Here is a 17,946-nt window from a genome sequence, read left to right as displayed (position 1 = left end):
CCTGCCTTTCATCTGTTAACAAGGAAGAACGTAATGCAATTGCAAAAGAAACCACTGGCACCATGGTGCTTGGTGTGGCTCTTGTTGGCCGCGATGCCAGCAAGTGCCGCGCTTGATGCGCAACAAATCCTGAAAAAAAGCGACGAGGTACGTAACCCGGATCGCTCCTTTAGCCTGGTCACCACGCTTATCAGTTATAAAAACGGCAAGCAGAACGACACCAGCAAACTGGTGCTTTATTCGCGCGCATCGCCGAATGGCGGTCAATTCCGCAGCCTGCTGCGCTTTATCAGCCCGCAACGCGATGCGGGTAAATTGACGCTGAAAAGCGGCCGCGATCTCTGGCTTTATGACCCGGCGAGCCAGGCGAGTGTGCCGATTTCCCCGCAACAGCGCCTGTTGGGGCAAGCGTCTAACGGCGATGTCGTAACGGCAAACTGGGCCGAGGATTACACGGCAAGCCTGCTGGCAGTAGAACAGATCCAGGACGGTGAAAAGCAAATGCGCGACTGCTACCACCTGCATTTGGTCGCAACCAATCCGGACGCGCCGTACCCTTCAATGGATCTTTGGGTCGATAAAAACGATTTCAAAAGCCGTAAAGCGGAGTTTTATGCCGTTAATGGCAACCTGCTGAAAACGACCTGGTATCGTCGCTACGAACCCGCGCTGGGCGGTGTGCGTCCCACCGAGGCGGTGATTATTGATGGCGTTAACGCCCAGCTTGTTACCGTTCTGCGCCAGCAGAACTTTGCCTGGCGGGATGTCCCGGAAGCGTGGCTACAGCGCGATTATCTGGCGCATTTTAAGGATACAGAGCAATGAAGGCTACGCGCGCACGCGTAAGCTGGTTCATCGCACTCGCCGCGCTGTGCAACGCTTCTGCCAGCGCACAGCAGGATAGCACTCTGGCGGCGCTTGAACTGGCGGACAAAACCGAGTTTAGCGCCGTGGAAAACAAGGCAATGAGTGCACTGCTCGAAATAGCCAGCAGCCTGAACGAAAACAGCGCCAAAGAGCAACGCGTATCACTGGATATGCGCTGGGACAAAACCCTGCTACGCAACTGGCGGGTTGTCCTTTCGAACCGCTTCGACAGCCGTTTCTCTCACCATCTCACTCAAAACCGCAACATCAATACTTTGCGTGAAGCCTGGCTTAGCTACGCGCTGACGTCCCAGGCCTCCATCGATGTCGGGCGCATTAACACCCGTTATGGTGTTGCGCTGGGCTACAACCCTACCGATTTTCTTGGTCGCGGTACTGTGCGTTCAGCTATATCGGCCGATCCGGAGTCCTTGCGCAGCAACCGTCTGGGCAATGCCATGATCCGGTTGCAAAAGTTTTGGGACAAGGCGTCTGCAACGGTGATCTGGTCGCCCAAAATCAGTGCCCGTCGGCGGCAGAACAGCGCCAGCCTTGACTGGAATGCCAGTAACCCCCGTGAACGCGTCTTGCTGGCGGGAAGCTATCGCTTTGCCGAAAACCTTAACCCTCAGTTATTGCTGCTACAGGAAGAACACCGCTCCCCTCAGTTGGGCGTAAATCTTTCGCGGGTGCTGTCGCGCTCCACGCTGGTCTATGCTGAATGGGCGGGAGGACGCCAGCCCTTCAACTGGCAGGAAGCGCTGCCCGAAAGCCAGTGGGATATGGCGTGGCGTAATCGTGCAGCAGTGGGTTTAACCTGGACTGGCGAGAACCATTTAACCCTTCGCCTGGAGGGCCACTATAACGGCAGTGCCGACAGCCAAAAGGCCATCTCCGCACTTCGTGCCGCGCCACCGTATATCGCTGCACAGATCGCCGCCGCTCCCGCAGACAGCACAGCGCAGCAAGTACAGGACGGGCTAACACCACGCCGTGGTGCACTTTTGCAGGCGTACTGGAAAGACATCGCTGACCAGTATGACTTCAACCTGATTTGGCAGCGGGATTTGCAGCGCCAGAAAAATATGGGATTTGTGGAGCTAAGGCGTCACCTGAATTCGGTGGATATTGCCCTTCAGTGGCAAAAAATCTACCGCGCTGAGGTGAAAAAGACCTATAACGTGCAGCCAGACAGGCGCTGGCAACTCTCCGTGGATTACTATTTTTAAATAGTGCGATATTGCCGGAGCATCATCCTCTCTGCCCGCAATGGGAATACGAATAACGATTCATCACCACAACAGGTATTGAACGGGAATTCATCCGTTTGGGAAATATAACAGCCATGCAAATGACGCTGACAGTTTATCTCTCACATCTTATAAACCGGGATTAAATATAATGGTCATTTTTCTTACTGGTCAGATAGAAAACAGGAATAGAACATCGTATCTTCTCTATCCCGCTTACATTCCTCAGGCAGGTTTAGGAGGTTAATCTATGTCCATTAATATTTTAATTGTGGATGAGCATGCAATTATACGTCGGGGAATGGCCTCGATGATTAACTCACTAAAAAACAGCAATCTGAATACTGATAAACTTGATATTGACGTTATCGGCGATACCAATGAGCAAACAGAACTTCTTGATATTCTCGCCAGTAAAAAAGTGGATCTTCTCTTTCTTGGTTATGGCCTGCATACCATTAAAACCGGTAACCCTGTGTCGGAACTGGATGGCGTGGCGCTGGTGAAATGGATTTCAAGCCGTTACCCCCATACAAAAACCATCGTTTTATCTCCTTATAACAATACGAATCTTATTCGTATTGCGCTGGAGGCGGGTGCCAAGGGCTATATAAGCCGTAACACCAGCGAACGTACGCTCTGGCGGGCCATTACGACAGTGCTGATGGACGAAGTCTATATTGAGCGAGGGTTAATGGATTCACTTTTCCGCCGCGATGCGCTGAGGCCGCAGGAATTATCAACGCGCGAAAGTGAAGTTTTACGCTTATTATGTCGCGGGCTTTCGTTAACAACGATTTCCAAGCGCATGAATATCAGTATTAAAACGGTCAGCGCACATAAACTCCGCGCCATGGGAAAGCTCAATGTGCGAACGGATTGCCAGCTTTATTGCTTATTATTTCAGACGCGGATGTTTGATATCGCCATGTGAATCGCTGCTACGCATTTAATTTATTACATGACAAATAAAAAGGCCTCTGTATTTTCCAACTCAGGCCTTTTTGTAGAGTTTAAAAATTATCACCGGTTATTTAATCCATTTATTGATAACTTCCTGGCTGCAAGGCTTGAATAAACAGCCATCCATTCCTGCCGCGATGCACTGTTCGACAACCTCGGCTTGCGCAATGGCGGTGAACCCCAACAGGGTTGCACGCCTCTCTCCTGAACGCTGCTCTTCCGCGCGTATCAGCTTTGCAAGCGTGAAACCGTCCATCACCGGCATGTTGCAATCAATCAGAATGTAATCGTAATTGCGGGTCATAAGCCAAAGGGTGAGCGCTTCTTCTCCATTCGTTGCTTCGCTGACCTGATGACCGAGAAATTCAAGTTGATGACGCAACAGCATAAGGTTCGGCGGATAATCATCAACAATGAGCACCCGTTTTACGCCGGAAGATGAGCGCTTTACTGGTGCAGTCGACGCATGCTCAGCAGGATTTACCGCTACAGCAGGCAGACGCAAACGCACATGAACAGCGGTGCCTTCACCGGGGGTACTTTCCAGCGTTAATTCGCCTTTCATCAGTTCGCATAGTGTACGGCAGATAAACAGCCCAAGCCCTGAGCCGAGCCGCGAAGCGTCTTTATCGGCATCCAACTGGGTGAAGGGGTTAAAAAGCCTTTTTTGGTCTTCGGGTGTAATTCCAATACCGGTATCTTTGACTGTCAGTGAAACCGCAATCATCCCCTCAACTGCTGGTTCATGTTTTAGAATGATGTCTATTGAACCTTCGCGAGTAAATTTAACTGCATTACTTAACAGATTAGAAAGGATCTGCTTATAGCGATGAGGGTCAATTTTTAGCAGACACCGATCGCCACCTTCTACATGCATATTTATAGCTAGCTGTTTTTGATCGGTCGCCTCTTTGAATAACAGCGCCACAGAGCGTGTTAACGCAATCAGCTCCTCTTTTCGTGGCGCGATTGCCATACGTCCCGATTCAATCCGTGAAATATCCAGAATATCCCCCACGACAGCGAGTAAATTTTTTGCGGCATCGTGCGCAACCTCCAGCATTGGCTGTGGCTGCTGCGCCAGCACATTCTGTTTGATTTGCAGTTCCAGAATGCCAAGGATCGCGTTTAACGGCGTGCGAATTTCATGGCTCATCACCGAGAGAAAATTCGTCTTCGCCCGATTTGCCGCTACGGCTTCATCCCTCGCCTCATTCAATTGCTGAATGAATTCCTGCCGCTCGGTCATGTCTATCCAGCCACTTAAAACACCATTGTTTCTGCCATCGCTCCCATGAAAAGGAATGATCCAGTAAAAAACGGTGCGTGATTGCGCAGAGTGGTTAAACGTCAGCAACCTGTCATGCATGTGCGGGACACCAGTGGTGATCACCCGTTGATAGTCGCGGTGAATCTCACGGAGCATGAAATCCGGCAAAGGCAAAACATCGACAGTTTTCCCGTACACCTCTTCGCGCGTGACGTTCATCTCTTCCAGATAGCGGATATTGCAACTGACAAGCTCCCCGCGCAAATTACGCACCGCGACCGGCCAGGGGACGGAAAACATCATATTGCTCATGCAAGAAAGTTGCTCTTTGAGCCGCTGTTGCATGCGTATGCGCTGGTTGACCTGGCGTCTGAGTGAAATGATCCACATCATCGAGATGATAACTATCGCCAACATCACCAGACTAATGACCTTGATATGACGGCGCCCTCCCTGCCAAAACACGCTCTTTTGCGCGTCAAATCCAGCTTTATTCACCGGAAACGTGTTCACGACTGCCGATCCGATAGGATGGACGACTTGCACTTCTTGCACTTTTTGCTTTTCTGCTGCTCCACCGCCAGAAATATCGGCTGTATGAAAAACGATATTCGCCGGACGAGCATTAGCCGCGAGGCAGCAAGTGAAGAGTAGCGATAATAAAAAAACGCACCACTTAATACGGTGAAAAATAAAAGAACGCATTCTCTTTCCCAGGTTTTAATTGCTGATCAATGCAACAGGTAAAAATACTATTTCTATTCCAAACCGGGCATACTCACAGTAAATCAACCGAACAGAAAAACCAGTTGCTTATAATCTTTAAAGATGAGCGAAATAAAACGCTGACGCATTGTTGAAATATTTCCCTCGTTTATTACTCCCTCATCAATCAGCTGCGGCAACCGTTCCATCACAATGCAGCTCCGTATCGCCCGGCGCATTCCCAAAAGATACCAGGAAGATTTCATTCGGTGGGCAAGATTCGCGATCTGAAGATGTGTTCCAGCCCTTGCGATGCTGTCGAGTTGTTGAATATCGGCGGCTAGCGTCTGCAAAAGTTTAGACACCATGGCATCAATTATCGGCTGCTGATGATTTGCCAGAAGATGTAATTCACGCAGCTCCGGTTTTGCCATATCCCTTGATAGAAAAGAGCAGCGTAAGCGCTCTTTAGATAAAGGAAAGTACAAAACATGATCGAAGCCTTTCAGACGCAGCATAGATTCTGTTTCTGCCTGTTCTTCATCTATGCAGGCCAATAATAACGGCGGTAAGGTTAATTCTCCTGCCAATTCCGCAGTGAGAAGTTTCTCAACGAAAGCAGTACCTGAATTTGCATTCTCGCGTAAATCGACCAGTAACGCGTCCCAGGAATGACGGGAAAGCGCATTCTGCGCATCGCTTATATTGACAGTGGCGATATGTAAATCACTGCAAAAGCGCAACTGTTGTTCCGCACTGTACGTCGCAAGTAGTGTCTGCATTCCATGCATAACCAACTCCATGTCATTAACTTGTTAATCCAATTTGTTGCAGGTATTGATAGAGCTCGTACTCGGAGGTGACACCCAATTTACGCATGGCACTTTTTTTCTGTGCGCTGACGGTTTGTTTCGTCCTGCTAAGCCGGGTACTGATATCGTTCACCGTCATACCGCGCAGTAACAGGCGCAGCACCTCATTCTCTTTTGGCGTCAGCTTCACTTCGAGTTGCGCTGCAGCCTCTTCTTGCAGCGTGTTTGTTTTCGGGGAAATAGCAGGCCAGGTGAGCGCTTGCAATGTCTGTAATAGTCTTGTCGACAAACTGGCTTTATTTAATACCGCGTGTACTCCGAGGCGGAGTAATGAATGTTGAATACCGGGATTATTGATCATAGAAACAACGATTATCAGTAAATCTGGCCAGCGCCTTTTTAATAATTGAATGAGCGCCAGACCATCGTTGTACCGCTCTCCGGGCATGCTGAGATCGGTTATCAGAATATCGATTGCGTGTTGCTCCAGCTTCGCCACGACTTCATCGGTGGTCATGGCTTCATCAATGATGAGGTATTGCGCGGAAAGTGGTGCGAGCAACGCTCGCATCCCCATCAAATAAATAGGGTGATCATCAGCAATCAACACTTTTTTCGGTTTCAACACGCTTACAGATCTCTGGTCACAACCATATCATTACGAGTTCCCGCACTTTAACAAAAAAAAATGGCAATGCAGAATGAATATTTAATAAAGGAAAGAGGCTCGCATTTTATAAAAATAATAAAGCGGAATTGATATGATTAATAAATAAACGTGCTTTTATTATAAATAGAAAAAATACTATAGATAAAAAAACCGCAGCACGTGGCTGCGGTTTGTTCTGTACAACGAATGGTTACGGCAGAATAGACGGTTGGTCCGCCCCTTCTTTTTCCACCTTCTGCTGCAGTAAATGCTCGCGCTTCATCCCCATTTTCAGCGCCAGAGCAGACGCGACATAGATAGACGAAGCCGTACCGATGGAAACACCGATAAGCATGGTCAGCGAGAAGCCCTTCAGCATCGCGCCGCCAAAGAGATAAAGCATCAAAATCACGACTAACGTCGTACCGGACGTGATCAACGTACGGTGCAATGTTTGCGTCAGAGAGATGTTAAAGATCTCGTATGGCGTACCGCGGCGGATCTTGCGGAAGTTCTCACGAATACGGTCAGATACCACGATGCTGTCGTTAAGCGAGTAACCAATTACCGACATCAGCGACGCTACAATGGTCAGGTCAATCTCAATCTGGAACAGCGAGAGTACGCCCATCGTGATAATAACGTCGTGCGCCAGCGCGATAACCACGCCCGCCGCCAGACGCCACTCGAAGCGGAAACCGACATAAACCAGAATGCTAATCAACGCAACCAGCAGCGCCATCCCACCCGTCTGCGCCAGATCAGCGCCCACGCTCGGACCGACAAACTCAATACGTTTCACGGCTGCGTTCTGGCTGGTCGCTTCGTTAATCACGCTAACGACTTTGCTGCCCAGCACCTGACCACCGGTTTCGCCCTGAGCAGGCGGCATACGTACCATGATGTCGCGGCTGCTACCGAAGTTTTGCAACAGCGGCTCCTGGAAGCCCGCTTTCTCCAGCGCGTCACGCATCAAATCCATATCCGCTGGTTTTTCCAGCGAGATTTCGATAACCGTACCACCGGTAAAATCCAGGCCCCAGTTAAAGCCGCGAACGCCCATCACAACGATGGAGAGGATCAGCAGCCCGCCGGAAATGATAAAAGCCCAGTTGTCCCAGCGCATAAAGTCCCAGACTTTACGGCCGTGGTTCAATTGTTCAACAGTATAATCCTGTGCCACAACGCACTCCTCAGATAGACAGCTTGTTAATGCGTTTGCCGCCGTACAACAGGTTGACGATGGCACGGGTGCCGACAATGGCGGTGAACATAGAGGTCGCCACACCGATACCGGTGGTGATCGCAAACCCTTTAATTGAACCAGTACCTACTGCGTAAAGAATAAGTACTTTGATCAACGTGGTGACGTTCGCATCGAAAATGGACGAAAACGCGCCCTGATAACCTTCGTGAATTGCCTGCTGCACCGAACGGCCATTGCTAAGCTCTTCTTTAATACGCTCGTTTATCAGAACGTTGGCGTCCACCGCGACCGCAAGGGTAAGCACGATCCCGGCAATCCCCGGCATTGTCAGCGTTGCGCCAGGCAACAACGACATAATGCCGACAATTAACACCAGGTTGGCAATCAGCGCAGACGTGGCAATCAGACCAAACTTCTTATAGAAGAAGATCATAAAGATAATGGAAACCACCAGACCTGCCAGACATGCTTCCAGGCCCTGGGTGATGTTCTGCGAACCGAGTGTTGGGCCGATAGTACGTTCTTCAACAATCTGAATCGGCGCAATCAGCGCACCAGCACGCAGCAGCAAAGAAAGCTGACGCGCTTCGTTCGGGTTGCTGATACCGGTAATACGGAAGCTATTCCCCAGGCGAGACTGGATGTTGGCAATGTTAATCACCTCTTCCTGTTTCACCAGCACCGCACGTCCGTTGGCATCTTTTTTACCGCTGTCTTTGTACTCCACAAACAAGGTCGCCATCGGCTTACCGATATTGTCCTTGGTGAAGTTAGACATGATGTTGCCACCCGCACTATCCAGCGAAATGTTCACCTGCGGTTGGTTGTACTCATCCTGGCTGGAAGTGGAATCAGTGATATGGTCACCGGTCAGGATCACGCGTTTGTACAGCACAACGGGCTGACCTTCGCGTGTCTGTTTCACTTCGGAGTCACCCGGTACGCGGCCAGCAGCGGCGGCGGAAGCATCCACACTGCTGTTAACGAGGCGGAATTCCAGCGTCGCGGTAGCGCCCAGAATCTCTTTCGCACGCGCCGTATCCTGAATACCCGGCAGCTCAACCACGATACGATCAGCGCCCTGGCGTTGTACCAGCGGCTCAGCCACGCCCAGTTGGTTTACACGGTTACGCAGGATATTGATGTTCTGCTGAACAGCATATTCGCGGGCTTCGCTCAGACGCGCATCGCTCATCACGGCGCGCAGTACGTTGTCGCCCTGATTGGAGATAACAAGATCGCGGTGGCGGGCTGTCAGGTAAGCATTCGCCTGATCGCGCGCCGCGCTGTCGCGGAACTGAATGCTCAGGCCATAGTTATCTTCCTTACGCACTGTGGTGTAAGGAATGCCTTTATCGCGCAGATCGCTGCGCAGGCTGTCCATGTTTTGTTCCTGCAGTTTACTGAGCGCTGTTTGCATATCCACTTCCATCAGGAAGTGCACACCGCCGCGCAGATCAAGACCGAGTTTCATCGGTTCAGCTTTAATGGCGGTCAACCAGCGTGGTGTTGCCGGAGCAAGGTTAAGCGCGACAACGTACTGATCGCCTAACGCGCTAACCAGCACTTCGCGGGCGCGCAGCTGCGTATCAGTAGAATCGAAGCGAGCAAGAATCGCGCCCTCTTCCAGTGCCACAGACTTCGCGTTGATTTTTTCTTTTTGTAGATCGTTCTGGACCTGGATCAGCGTTTGCTCACTGGCGGCGACGCCGCGCACGCCAGTGATCTGAACAGCCGGATCCTCACCATACAGGTTGGGAAGTGCGTAAAGCAGGCCGACGATAATAACGACGACCAGCATAATGTACTTCCACAAAGGATAACGGTTTAACACGGCAGTTCCCTTTGGGAAAACAATAGATTACAGCGCCTTCATCGTGCCTTTCGGCAGAACGGCAGCTACGAAGTCACGTTTGATTACCACTTCGGTGGTGTCGTTCAGGGCGATTGCAATGTAGCCAGTGTCTGCTACTTTGGTCACGCGGCCGATCAGACCACCGTTGGTCAGCACTTCATCACCTTTGGCGATGGAGTCCATCAGCTTTTTATGCTCTTTCGTGCGTTTTTGTTGCGGGCGCAGGATCATGAAGTAAAAAATCAGACCGAACACCACCAGCATCGGAATCAACGTCCACTGGCTTTGGGCTGCCGGTGCGCCTGCTGCTGCTACCGCATCAGAAATAAAAAAGCTCATTCAAATTCCCTCATTATTAAATTAATCAACGTTCAAAGGTGGTACAGACCGCCCCTGACGCTGGTAAAAATCCGCGACGAAGCTCTCTAATTTACCCTCTTCGATAGCCTTGCGTAAACCAGCCATTAAATGCTGATAATACCGCAGGTTATGAATGGTATTGAGACGCGCGCCCAATATTTCGTTGCAACGGTCGAGATGATGCAAGTAAGCAAGAGAGTAATTGCGACAGGTATAACAATCACACTCGCTATCAAGCGGGCCAGTATCGCTTTTATATTTCGCGTTACGGATTTTCACCACGCCATTGGTCACAAAAAGGTGACCATTACGGGCGTTGCGCGTCGGCATCACGCAGTCGAACATATCAATGCCGCGTCGCACGCCTTCAACCAGATCTTCTGGTTTACCGACGCCCATCAGGTATCGTGGTTTGTCTGCGGGGATTTGCGGGCAGACATGCTCCAGAATGCGGTGCATATCTTCTTTCGGTTCGCCCACAGCCAGACCGCCGACAGCGTAGCCATCAAAGCCAATCTCTACCAGACCTTTGACCGAGATATCGCGTAAATCTTCGTAAACGCTGCCCTGAATAATACCGAACAGCGCGTTTTTGTTACCCAGCCCATCAAAACGCTCACGGCTGCGTTTCGCCCAGCGCAGAGACATCTCCATCGAGCGCTTTGCGTAATCCCAGTCCGCCGGATACGGCGTACATTCGTCAAAGATCATCACGATATCGGAACCGAGATCGTACTGAATCTCCATCGATTTTTCGGGATCGAGGAAAATAGGATCGCCGTTGATCGGATTACGGAAGTGCACGCCCGCTTCGGTGATCTTGCGGATGTCGCCCAGGCTGAACACCTGGAAACCGCCGGAATCGGTAAGGATAGGGCCTTTCCACTGCATAAAGTCGTGCAGATCGCCGTGCAGCTTCATGATCTCCTGACCCGGACGCAGCCACAGGTGGAAAGTGTTGCCGAGGATAATCTGCGCGCCGGTGGCTTCAACTTCTTCCGGCGTCATCCCTTTTACGGTGCCGTAAGTGCCCACAGGCATAAACGCTGGCGTTTCAACCACGCCGCGATCAAACACCAGACGACCGCGGCGGGCGCGTCCGTCAGTGGTATCCAGTTCAAATTTCATTTCTTCTCCAGCCAGAAAGACAGTCTGACGTTTAAAACCAGCGCCGCGGACCTATTCCCCGACGCGTTCAAAAATGGCTTGCGGATTGTACGTGATAAACATCGCATCCCCGTAACTAAAAAAGCGATATTTCTCCGCAACTGCGGCGCGGTACGCATTCATGGTGTGCTGGTATCCGGCGAAGGCAGAAACCAGCATGATCAGCGTCGATTCCGGCAGGTGGAAGTTGGTGACCAGCGCATCAATCACCCGGTACTGATAACCCGGATAAATGAAAATTTGCGTATCACCGAAAAACGGCTCAATGAGATCTTTTTTGGCTGCCTGCGCGGCGCTTTCCAACGAACGCACAGACGTGGTACCTACGGCGACAACCCGGTTGCCGCGCGCTTTTGCCGCCAGTACCGCGTCAACAACCTCCTGCGGCACTTCGGCGTATTCGGAATGCATAATGTGGTCTTCAATGCTGTCTACGCGCACCGGCTGGAAAGTTCCCGCCCCCACATGCAGCGTCACAAACGCCATCTCGATGCTTTTATTACGCAGACGCTCAAGCAGTGGCTCATCAAAATGCAGGCCCGCCGTCGGCGCGGCAACCGCGCCAGGCTTCTGGCTGTAGACGGTCTGGTAAAGCTCGCGGTCCGCGTCTTCATCCGGGCGGTCAATATAGGGCGGCAGCGGCATATGGCCGATTGCGTTAAGAATATCCAGCACCGGGCGTTCGTCGTGGAATTCCACTTCAAACAACGCATCGTGGCGCGCCACCATCGTCGCCTGAATATCTTCCGCGTCGCCCAGTAGCAGTTCCGCGCCCGGCTTTGGCGCTTTGGAAGCGCGAATATGTGCCAGAATACGTTTATCGTCGAGCATACGCTCAACCAGCACTTCAATCTTGCCGCCGCTGGCTTTACGGCCGAACAGGCGCGCCGGGATCACGCGGGTGTTATTGAACACCAGTAGATCGCCGGGGTTGAGCTTGTCGAGCAAATCGGTGAAAGTACCGTGCGTCAGCGCGCCTGTTGGGCCATCCAGCGACAGTAAGCGGCAACTGCTGCGCTCAGGCTGCGGATAGTGGGCAATCAGGGATTCAGGCAATTCAAAGGAAAAATCGGCAACGCGCATGACACTAACTCGATACATATTTAAGAGGCGGGTAGTCTAGTGCTCACGCCCCTTCGCTGCAACCGTTAGCCGCTTTTGGACAAACAATAAGCATGAATTTTTTAGCACACCTGCACTTAGCCCATCTTGCCGAAAGCTCATTGTCCGGCAACCTGCTGGCGGATTTTGTTCGCGGCAACCCGGAAAGTCTCTATCCGGCGGATATTGTCGAAGGAATTCATATGCATCGCCGTATTGATGTGATGACCGACAACTTGCCGGAAGTGAAAACCGCCCGCGAGTGGTTCCGCCCGCAAACCCGGAGGGTCGCGCCGATTACGCTGGATGTGATGTGGGATCATTTCCTTTCGCGACACTGGGCGCAAATCTCGCCGGATTTCCCGCTGAATGATTTTGTTCACTATGCCCATGCGCAGGTGGCGACCATCCTGCCCGACTCTCCACCACGATTTATTAATTTGAACAATTACCTTTGGTCTGAGCGCTGGCTGGAGCGCTACCGCGAGATGGCCTTTATCCAGAATGTGCTTAATGGCATGGCCAACCGTCGCCCGCGACTGGACGCACTGCGTGACTCCTGGCAGGATCTGGACGCCAACTACGCCGCGCTTGAGTCGCAATTCTGGGAGTTCTATCCGCGTATGATGGCGCAGGCCAAAGATCAGCAGCTTTAATTCTTGCACTGACGGCGCGTTGCGCTATGTTGGAAAGCGTTATTGCAGAAACAATCGATAGATAAAACCTATACCAGCGATTGTCAATGGCGCTTTGAGCTACCCTACCCCTCTCCCTATACTGGCCCGCGTTGCGTTCTATTAACCTTGTAAATCACAGGAGTACATATGGTACTGGTTACTCGTCAGGCACCGGATTTTACTGCCGCAGCCGTTCTGGGCAGCGGTGAAATTGTTGAAAACTTCAACTTCAAACAGCACACCAACGGTAAAGCGACCGTGCTGTTCTTCTGGCCGATGGACTTCACCTTCGTTTGCCCGTCTGAACTGATCGCGTTCGACAAACGTTACGAAGAGTTCAAAAGCCGCGGTGTGGAAGTGGTTGGTGTCTCTTTTGACTCTGAGTTTGTTCACAACGCATGGCGTAACACGCCGGTTGAGAAAGGCGGCATCGGCGCGGTGAAATACGCGATGGTCGCTGATATCAAACGTGAAATTCAGCAGGCTTACGGTATCGAGCACCCGGACGCGGGCGTTGCCCTGCGTGGTTCTTTCCTGATCGACAAAAACGGCATCGTGCGCCACCAGGTCGTCAATGACCTGCCGCTGGGCCGTAACATCGATGAAATGCTGCGCATGGTTGACGCGCTGCAGTTCCACGAAGAGCACGGCGAAGTGTGCCCGGCGCAGTGGGAAAAAGGCAAAGAAGGGATGAACGCCTCTCCGGACGGCGTGGCAAAATACCTGAGCGAAAACGTCTCCAGCCTGTAATTGGCTGCATTGATAAAGGCCCGCACTGCGGGCCTTTTTTATGGCTAATTCAAACCAACATCAGTATGCGTCGTCATCAACAAGTCTGGATCGGCCGCATTGTTTTTAGATGACGAACTAACACTACGAGCCGCCGCGGCTTGCCAGGTTCCGCGCACCGTTCAGGGGCAATTCAATGTCGCCCGCTGAAAAAACGGATCGTTATTTGCCTGTTTTCACTTCACGCCAGATACGCAGCGCCATCCATACCAGCACCGCTACCCCCAACAGTAAGACACCCCACACCAGCACTGTTTTCCACGTCTGCTGTCGCTCTGCCGGTGATGTCGCCGTTAACCGTTCCTCGCCGCCAAGTGCCACACGATCCTGCACCAGCACTTCCGGTATCGCCGTAAGATCGAGCTGTTTACGCAGCGCTTCCGGGATCAATCCGTCCATTGTCACCGCAGCAGGCGCCGCTGCCCGGTTACCCCACGCCAGCATGAACGGCCCCTTGCCCTGCGCATTAAAGACCAGCGATTGTCGGTCGCGGCTGCCGGTCACCTGTGGCAATGCTTCGGGGAAACGGGCATCAAGCGTGGTGATGCGCACCGCCTGCACAACATCTCCTGGCAGGTTGAGCGGCGCGGAAACACGCCCATTAAGCGCCCACAGCACCGTTTTACTTAATGGTTTCCACTCATCACTGGCGCTGCTGCGCCAGTCAATCGCCACCGGCAACACGCCCTCTTGCGCAAGCCTTACCGACAGTGCGCTTAATGGCTGCGGTTGCGCCCATTGATACTGTGCTTCGGTCGGGGAAATCCGTTGTTCGTGGCCTGTCATCTCCACCTGTTCCAGCGGCGTTGGCTCACTGCCTGGCCGCGCGGTGACCTGCGTAATCGTCACAGGCAGAGTCGGGTTATCAAACACCATCAGCAAGTAACGTACGCCATCGGCAGGCATCGGTTGATCGAGGTTAATCTGATCAAGCTTCAGCCGATCGCTGCCGCTCGCCAGCTCCATCACCGGTATGTCTTGCTGCAACGTTGTCCAGTTGCGCATATCGCTGCTGAAAAAGAGCGTCACTTTGCCACGCCAGTTTTTTACAGGTTCTGACCAGGCCAGCTTCAGCTGCGCGAGATTAAAGCTTTCCGGCGTATTTTCCGGGAACGCCAGCAAATAGCTCTGCCCGACCACTTCGTCAGGCTCGCCTTCAATACGAATATCGACGCCGGACGAGGAGTGCAAACGCACCACATGTTGCCCCTCTGTACCGGTGTCCACCGGCGATGTATCCAGCGGGAACACGCGCAGCGCAATGGGTTCAGGCTCACGCGCTGTGGCACGCTGCGTTTCCAGCGTAAACGGCACACGCTCACCATCGTGGTTAAACACCCGCACGTCGCGCAGATCCGGCCAGGCGCTCTGCGCGTAAGTATCCTGTGGCAGATCGACACGATACCAGGATGCCGGTTGCGGTAGATCGAGTGTCACGCCAAACGCGTAATCCGGCGGTGAATCCGCAACAGCGTCACTGCCTGTCGCCACGCTTGCGGTTGTCATCAGTGCGGCCAGTAGTAATCCATGCCACTTTTTCATTGCTCTTCTCCCTTATCCTCTTCCCGCACGGCTTTTGGCGGCAGGGGTGAAAAGTACCCCACAATCAGCACCAAAACCGCCACGCCAATAAAAGCAATTGCACGCGAAAGCCCACCGCCGCCCGCGCTGTCTACCAGCATTAATTTAAGCAGCACCACGCCCAGCAACACACTGCCGCACAACCACTGCTGACGCGCATGCTGACGTGTGGCGCGGATCATCACCACCAGCGCGATCAACATCCAGAACAGCGCAAAACTGGTCTGGATCAATCGCGACTGCCACAGGCTTTCACTCTCCCAGGCCACATCGCCGTAGTAAGCCAGCAGGCGCAGTAACGCGCCGTTTAGCCACCAGAAACCAAGCGCCGCCATCACCCACGGACGCGCGCGCCAGAGTTGCGGCGCAACCGCCGGGTAGTGCGCTTCGGCAAAACGGCTGTACAGCCAGACGCCGATCAGCGCAAACGCCGCGCCCTCTTCCAGCGGGTTAATGACCGGCAGATACGGCATGCCCATCACCACCCCGTCGCCCAGATTAGCGTACACCAGCAAACACAGCAGCACAGGAACCAGCGGCAGCAGCCCCAACGCGCCATACAGCGCAGGCCAGATGCGCCACGGCCAGAACTGGCGGCGAATGGCCGCCAGCACCAACGCAATGACCACACCACCTGCGGCCATTGGCAGCCCGGTCTGCCAGGGTTCATTCCCCCATGCCAGCCCATCGACGAACCACCACAGCTCCGTACCAGCCGCCAGCAGCAATATCCACCACAGCGCGATATGCAGCCCTTGCGATACCCGCGCGGGTATCATCCCCGTTTCACGATAAAGCAGCAGCAACGCGGCAGGCAGTGCGACACACCAGGCCAGATTCGGCCAGCCCGCTGCCAGCAGATGCCCCTGGGTCATAATCTGCCAGACCAGCATGACTGCCATTCCCGGCCATAACAGCCAGCGGGCGTAGCCCAGCTCCGGCCATGTCCAGCGTAAGCTGCCCGCACGCCATAACCATACGGAAAGCGCCAGTAACGCCAGTACGCCGAACCCGTTATCAACGGAGGATGGCAGCGTAGCCTGAGACGCGCCGCCGAGCGCAACCACCCAAAACGCTATGCCGCCTACCAGCAGTAGCCAGCTGCCCTCTTGCCGCAGGCCACGCCACAACCAGGAGGCTGCCAGCCAGCAGCCGCTGAGCACAGCAAAGATCAGCAATGTCGATACGGCATTAATGCCGTCTGCCGCCGCCCACAGTGCGCTACACAGTGCCAGCAGCAGTAATGCGCTGCCGCTGTAGCTCATGCGGCGCAGATTTTGCTGCACGCCAAGCCACAAAATACCCAGCCCTTCCAGCGCCCAGGCCATCGCTGTCCAGCGCGCCGACAGCGCCAGCGGAATGGCGAGTGTGGCAAACGCGCCGCCGAGTGCCAGCGCCGCCAGCACCAGCGGTTTTGCGGTCGCAGGGAAGCGTTTGAGTGCCAGCAGCGCCAGCGCCAGGTAGAAGAGGCCAAAGCCCAGCGCGCTAAATGCCGGGCCATAATGCCAGTGTTGCGTGATGGCGTACTGCATACCAAAGCCCGCCAGCGGCGGCGCAAAGAGTAAGACACCATCGATAATGCGCTCGCCCCGGCGCTGCGCGCGCAGCGAAAGCGCCACGCTCAGTACACCGAAGATGAGAAGGTTAGCCATCAGGAACAGCTGGCAACTGAAGTAGAATTCCGGGCGATAGTTATCCATACCCCACAGCCCGGCAACGCCGAAAGTAAAGACCATGCCGAGCAGGTTCAATTCGCGCCAGTGCTGCCAGACGCTGATGGCGAGGATCCCCACCGAAAGCAGCAGGTAAAACGAGAACAGCGCGACATGGCTGCCGCCGCCGGTAGAGAGCAGGATCGGCGCAAGATAGCCGCCAAGGCTTGCCAGCAGCGCCAGGCTTAGCGCTTTTTGCAGCACCGCCAGGCCAACGCTCGCCGCGCAGATAACGATTAACAGCACAAAGGCCAGCGTCATCGGCAGCATCTGCCATAAGCGAAACGCGCCAAACACGGTGAGATAAAGTGCGCCAACCGCACCGCCTTGTAGTATCAGCGCAAAGACCGTCTGTTTATGCCGCAGTCGCCAGCCAAGCCCGAGCAGCACCATCGCCACCAGCGCGACGGCGGCCAGCCGCAATTCGAGCGGGAATAACGCGTATTCCACGGTGTAGCGCAGCAGGAAAGAGAGGCCGATAAACAGCAGGATGACGCCCAGTTTTGCCAGCGGGTTGCCCTGCATAAACCAGCGTACCAGCGACGTCACCATTCCCCACGATGCGGTTTCCGGTACCTTTGTCGTTACAGCAGGTTCATCAATAGCAGGCGCGGACATCACCGGTGCGGGTGTTTCAGTTTTGCGTCCCCACGGGGTTTCCGCTGTGGAGGTCGGTTCGACTTTACGCCCCCATGGGTTTTCCGCCGGCGCGGCAGGTTGAGTGATGTCAACCGGTTCGGTGGAATGCGCAATTTCAGCCGTCGCCACCGGAACCGGGGTTGGTTCGCGGCTTTCCGGCATCGCCGAAAACTGCCGTTCCAGTATGCTCAGCCGCTGACGCAGTTGTTGCAGTTCATTCTGGGTGGCAATGCTGCGCCGCCAGGCGGTGATAGCCACAATGGGCACCACCACCAGTGCCAGAAACAGCACCACCACGCCAAAGAGTAAAAGACCATCCATGTACTATCGCCTTCGCTAAAG

The 17,946-nt window shown here is 53.6% G+C and carries 15 protein-coding genes; 5 read left to right on the top strand and 10 right to left on the bottom strand.

What is annotated here, in order from left to right; translation table 11 throughout:
• Positions 1–33 precede the first annotated feature (33 nt).
• The 3 genes from BN2591_RS17810 (at position 34) to BN2591_RS17800 (ending at position 3,051) form a co-directional block, all read left to right on the top strand.
• Positions 34–825: an outer membrane lipoprotein-sorting protein gene (locus BN2591_RS17810; protein ID WP_086873238.1), complete on the top strand. Its 792-nt coding sequence runs from the start codon at positions 34–36 to the stop codon at positions 823–825.
• Complete coding sequence (locus tag BN2591_RS17805; protein ID WP_086873237.1) at positions 822–2,096, top strand: hypothetical protein; 1,275 nt, start codon at positions 822–824, stop codon at positions 2,094–2,096. The genes BN2591_RS17810 and BN2591_RS17805 overlap by 4 nt, the downstream gene beginning before the upstream one ends.
• Before the next feature lie 271 nt (positions 2,097–2,367).
• A complete protein-coding gene (locus BN2591_RS17800) occupies positions 2,368–3,051 on the top strand; it encodes a LuxR C-terminal-related transcriptional regulator (protein ID WP_086873236.1) in 684 nt (227 codons plus the stop codon).
• Positions 3,052–3,147: 96 nt separating this feature from the next.
• On the opposite strand, the gene BN2591_RS17795 is transcribed toward BN2591_RS17800, so the two are convergent.
• The 8 genes from BN2591_RS17795 to queA form a co-directional block, all read right to left on the bottom strand.
• The gene (locus BN2591_RS17795) at positions 3,148–5,055 is read right to left on the bottom strand and encodes an ATP-binding protein (protein ID WP_244173024.1); all 1,908 of its coding nucleotides are present in this window, start codon (positions 5,053–5,055) and stop codon (positions 3,148–3,150) included.
• Positions 5,056–5,138: 83 nt separating this feature from the next.
• Positions 5,139–5,846: an Hpt domain-containing protein gene (locus BN2591_RS17790; RefSeq protein ID WP_086873235.1), complete on the bottom strand. Its 708-nt coding sequence runs from the start codon at positions 5,844–5,846 to the stop codon at positions 5,139–5,141.
• 16 nt (positions 5,847–5,862) lie between these two features.
• Positions 5,863–6,495 (bottom strand): response regulator, encoded by a 633-nt coding sequence (locus BN2591_RS17785; RefSeq protein WP_086873234.1) that lies wholly within the window; start codon positions 6,493–6,495, stop codon positions 5,863–5,865.
• A 232-nt stretch (positions 6,496–6,727) separates the two neighbouring features.
• On the bottom strand, positions 6,728–7,699 hold the full coding sequence (gene secF, locus BN2591_RS17780; protein ID WP_086873233.1) for a protein translocase subunit SecF: 972 nt from the start codon (positions 7,697–7,699) through the stop codon (positions 6,728–6,730).
• A 10-nt stretch (positions 7,700–7,709) separates the two neighbouring features.
• Positions 7,710–9,557: a protein translocase subunit SecD gene (gene secD, locus BN2591_RS17775; protein WP_071925261.1), complete on the bottom strand. Its 1,848-nt coding sequence runs from the start codon at positions 9,555–9,557 to the stop codon at positions 7,710–7,712.
• A gap of 27 nt (positions 9,558–9,584) precedes the next feature.
• A complete protein-coding gene (yajC, locus tag BN2591_RS17770; protein WP_020456740.1) occupies positions 9,585–9,917 on the bottom strand; it encodes a preprotein translocase subunit YajC in 333 nt (110 codons plus the stop codon).
• Between the two features lie 21 nt (positions 9,918–9,938).
• On the bottom strand, positions 9,939–11,066 hold the full coding sequence (gene tgt / locus BN2591_RS17765) for a tRNA guanosine(34) transglycosylase Tgt (protein WP_086873232.1): 1,128 nt from the start codon (positions 11,064–11,066) through the stop codon (positions 9,939–9,941).
• A 51-nt stretch (positions 11,067–11,117) separates the two neighbouring features.
• Entirely contained in the window at positions 11,118–12,188 is a 1,071-nt protein-coding gene (queA, locus tag BN2591_RS17760) for a tRNA preQ1(34) S-adenosylmethionine ribosyltransferase-isomerase QueA (protein WP_086873231.1), read from the bottom strand.
• 92 nt (positions 12,189–12,280) lie between these two features.
• Between queA and acpH the strand changes: the two genes are divergently transcribed.
• Complete coding sequence (gene acpH / locus BN2591_RS17755) at positions 12,281–12,862, top strand: ACP phosphodiesterase (protein ID WP_086873230.1); 582 nt, start codon at positions 12,281–12,283, stop codon at positions 12,860–12,862.
• A 168-nt stretch (positions 12,863–13,030) separates the two neighbouring features.
• Positions 13,031–13,633 carry a peroxiredoxin C gene (locus BN2591_RS17750; RefSeq protein ID WP_017458841.1) on the top strand — a complete coding sequence of 201 codons (603 nt, stop codon included), beginning with the start codon at positions 13,031–13,033 and terminating at the stop codon, positions 13,631–13,633.
• 201 nt (positions 13,634–13,834) lie between these two features.
• Here BN2591_RS17750 and BN2591_RS17745 read toward each other — a convergent pair whose 3' ends face one another.
• Entirely contained in the window at positions 13,835–15,214 is a 1,380-nt protein-coding gene (locus tag BN2591_RS17745; protein ID WP_086873229.1) for a DUF3999 family protein, read from the bottom strand.
• Positions 15,211–17,925 (bottom strand): DUF2339 domain-containing protein, encoded by a 2,715-nt coding sequence (locus tag BN2591_RS17740; RefSeq protein WP_086873228.1) that lies wholly within the window; start codon positions 17,923–17,925, stop codon positions 15,211–15,213. Before BN2591_RS17740 ends, BN2591_RS17745 begins: the two co-directional genes overlap by 4 nt.
• Positions 17,926–17,946 lie beyond the last annotated feature (21 nt).

The organism is Kosakonia pseudosacchari (genome assembly GCF_900184035.1).
Taxonomy (GTDB): domain Bacteria; phylum Pseudomonadota; class Gammaproteobacteria; order Enterobacterales; family Enterobacteriaceae; genus Kosakonia; species Kosakonia pseudosacchari.
The sequence above is the reverse complement of the archived record's forward strand: the minus strand, read 5'-3'. Positions and strand labels throughout refer to the sequence as shown.

Excerpts from the sequence above, each read along its gene's own strand:
- BN2591_RS17810 (WP_086873238.1), top strand. The coding sequence starts at position 34 with ATGCAATTGCAAAAGAAACCACTGGCACCATGGTGCTTGGTGTGGCTC.
- BN2591_RS17805 (WP_086873237.1), top strand. The coding sequence starts at position 822 with ATGAAGGCTACGCGCGCACGCGTAAGCTGGTTCATCGCACTCGCCGCG.
- BN2591_RS17800 (WP_086873236.1), top strand. The coding sequence starts at position 2,368 with ATGTCCATTAATATTTTAATTGTGGATGAGCATGCAATTATACGTCGG.
- BN2591_RS17795 (WP_244173024.1), bottom strand. The coding sequence starts at position 5,055 with ATGCGTTCTTTTATTTTTCACCGTATTAAGTGGTGCGTTTTTTTATTA.
- BN2591_RS17790 (WP_086873235.1), bottom strand. The coding sequence starts at position 5,846 with ATGCATGGAATGCAGACACTACTTGCGACGTACAGTGCGGAACAACAG.
- yajC (WP_020456740.1), bottom strand. The coding sequence starts at position 9,917 with ATGAGCTTTTTTATTTCTGATGCGGTAGCAGCAGCAGGCGCACCGGCA.
- tgt (WP_086873232.1), bottom strand. The coding sequence starts at position 11,066 with ATGAAATTTGAACTGGATACCACTGACGGACGCGCCCGCCGCGGTCGT.
- queA (WP_086873231.1), bottom strand. The coding sequence starts at position 12,188 with ATGCGCGTTGCCGATTTTTCCTTTGAATTGCCTGAATCCCTGATTGCC.
- acpH (WP_086873230.1), top strand. The coding sequence starts at position 12,281 with ATGAATTTTTTAGCACACCTGCACTTAGCCCATCTTGCCGAAAGCTCA.
- BN2591_RS17750 (WP_017458841.1), top strand. The coding sequence starts at position 13,031 with ATGGTACTGGTTACTCGTCAGGCACCGGATTTTACTGCCGCAGCCGTT.
- BN2591_RS17745 (WP_086873229.1), bottom strand. The coding sequence starts at position 15,214 with ATGAAAAAGTGGCATGGATTACTACTGGCCGCACTGATGACAACCGCA.
- BN2591_RS17740 (WP_086873228.1), bottom strand. The coding sequence starts at position 17,925 with ATGGATGGTCTTTTACTCTTTGGCGTGGTGGTGCTGTTTCTGGCACTG.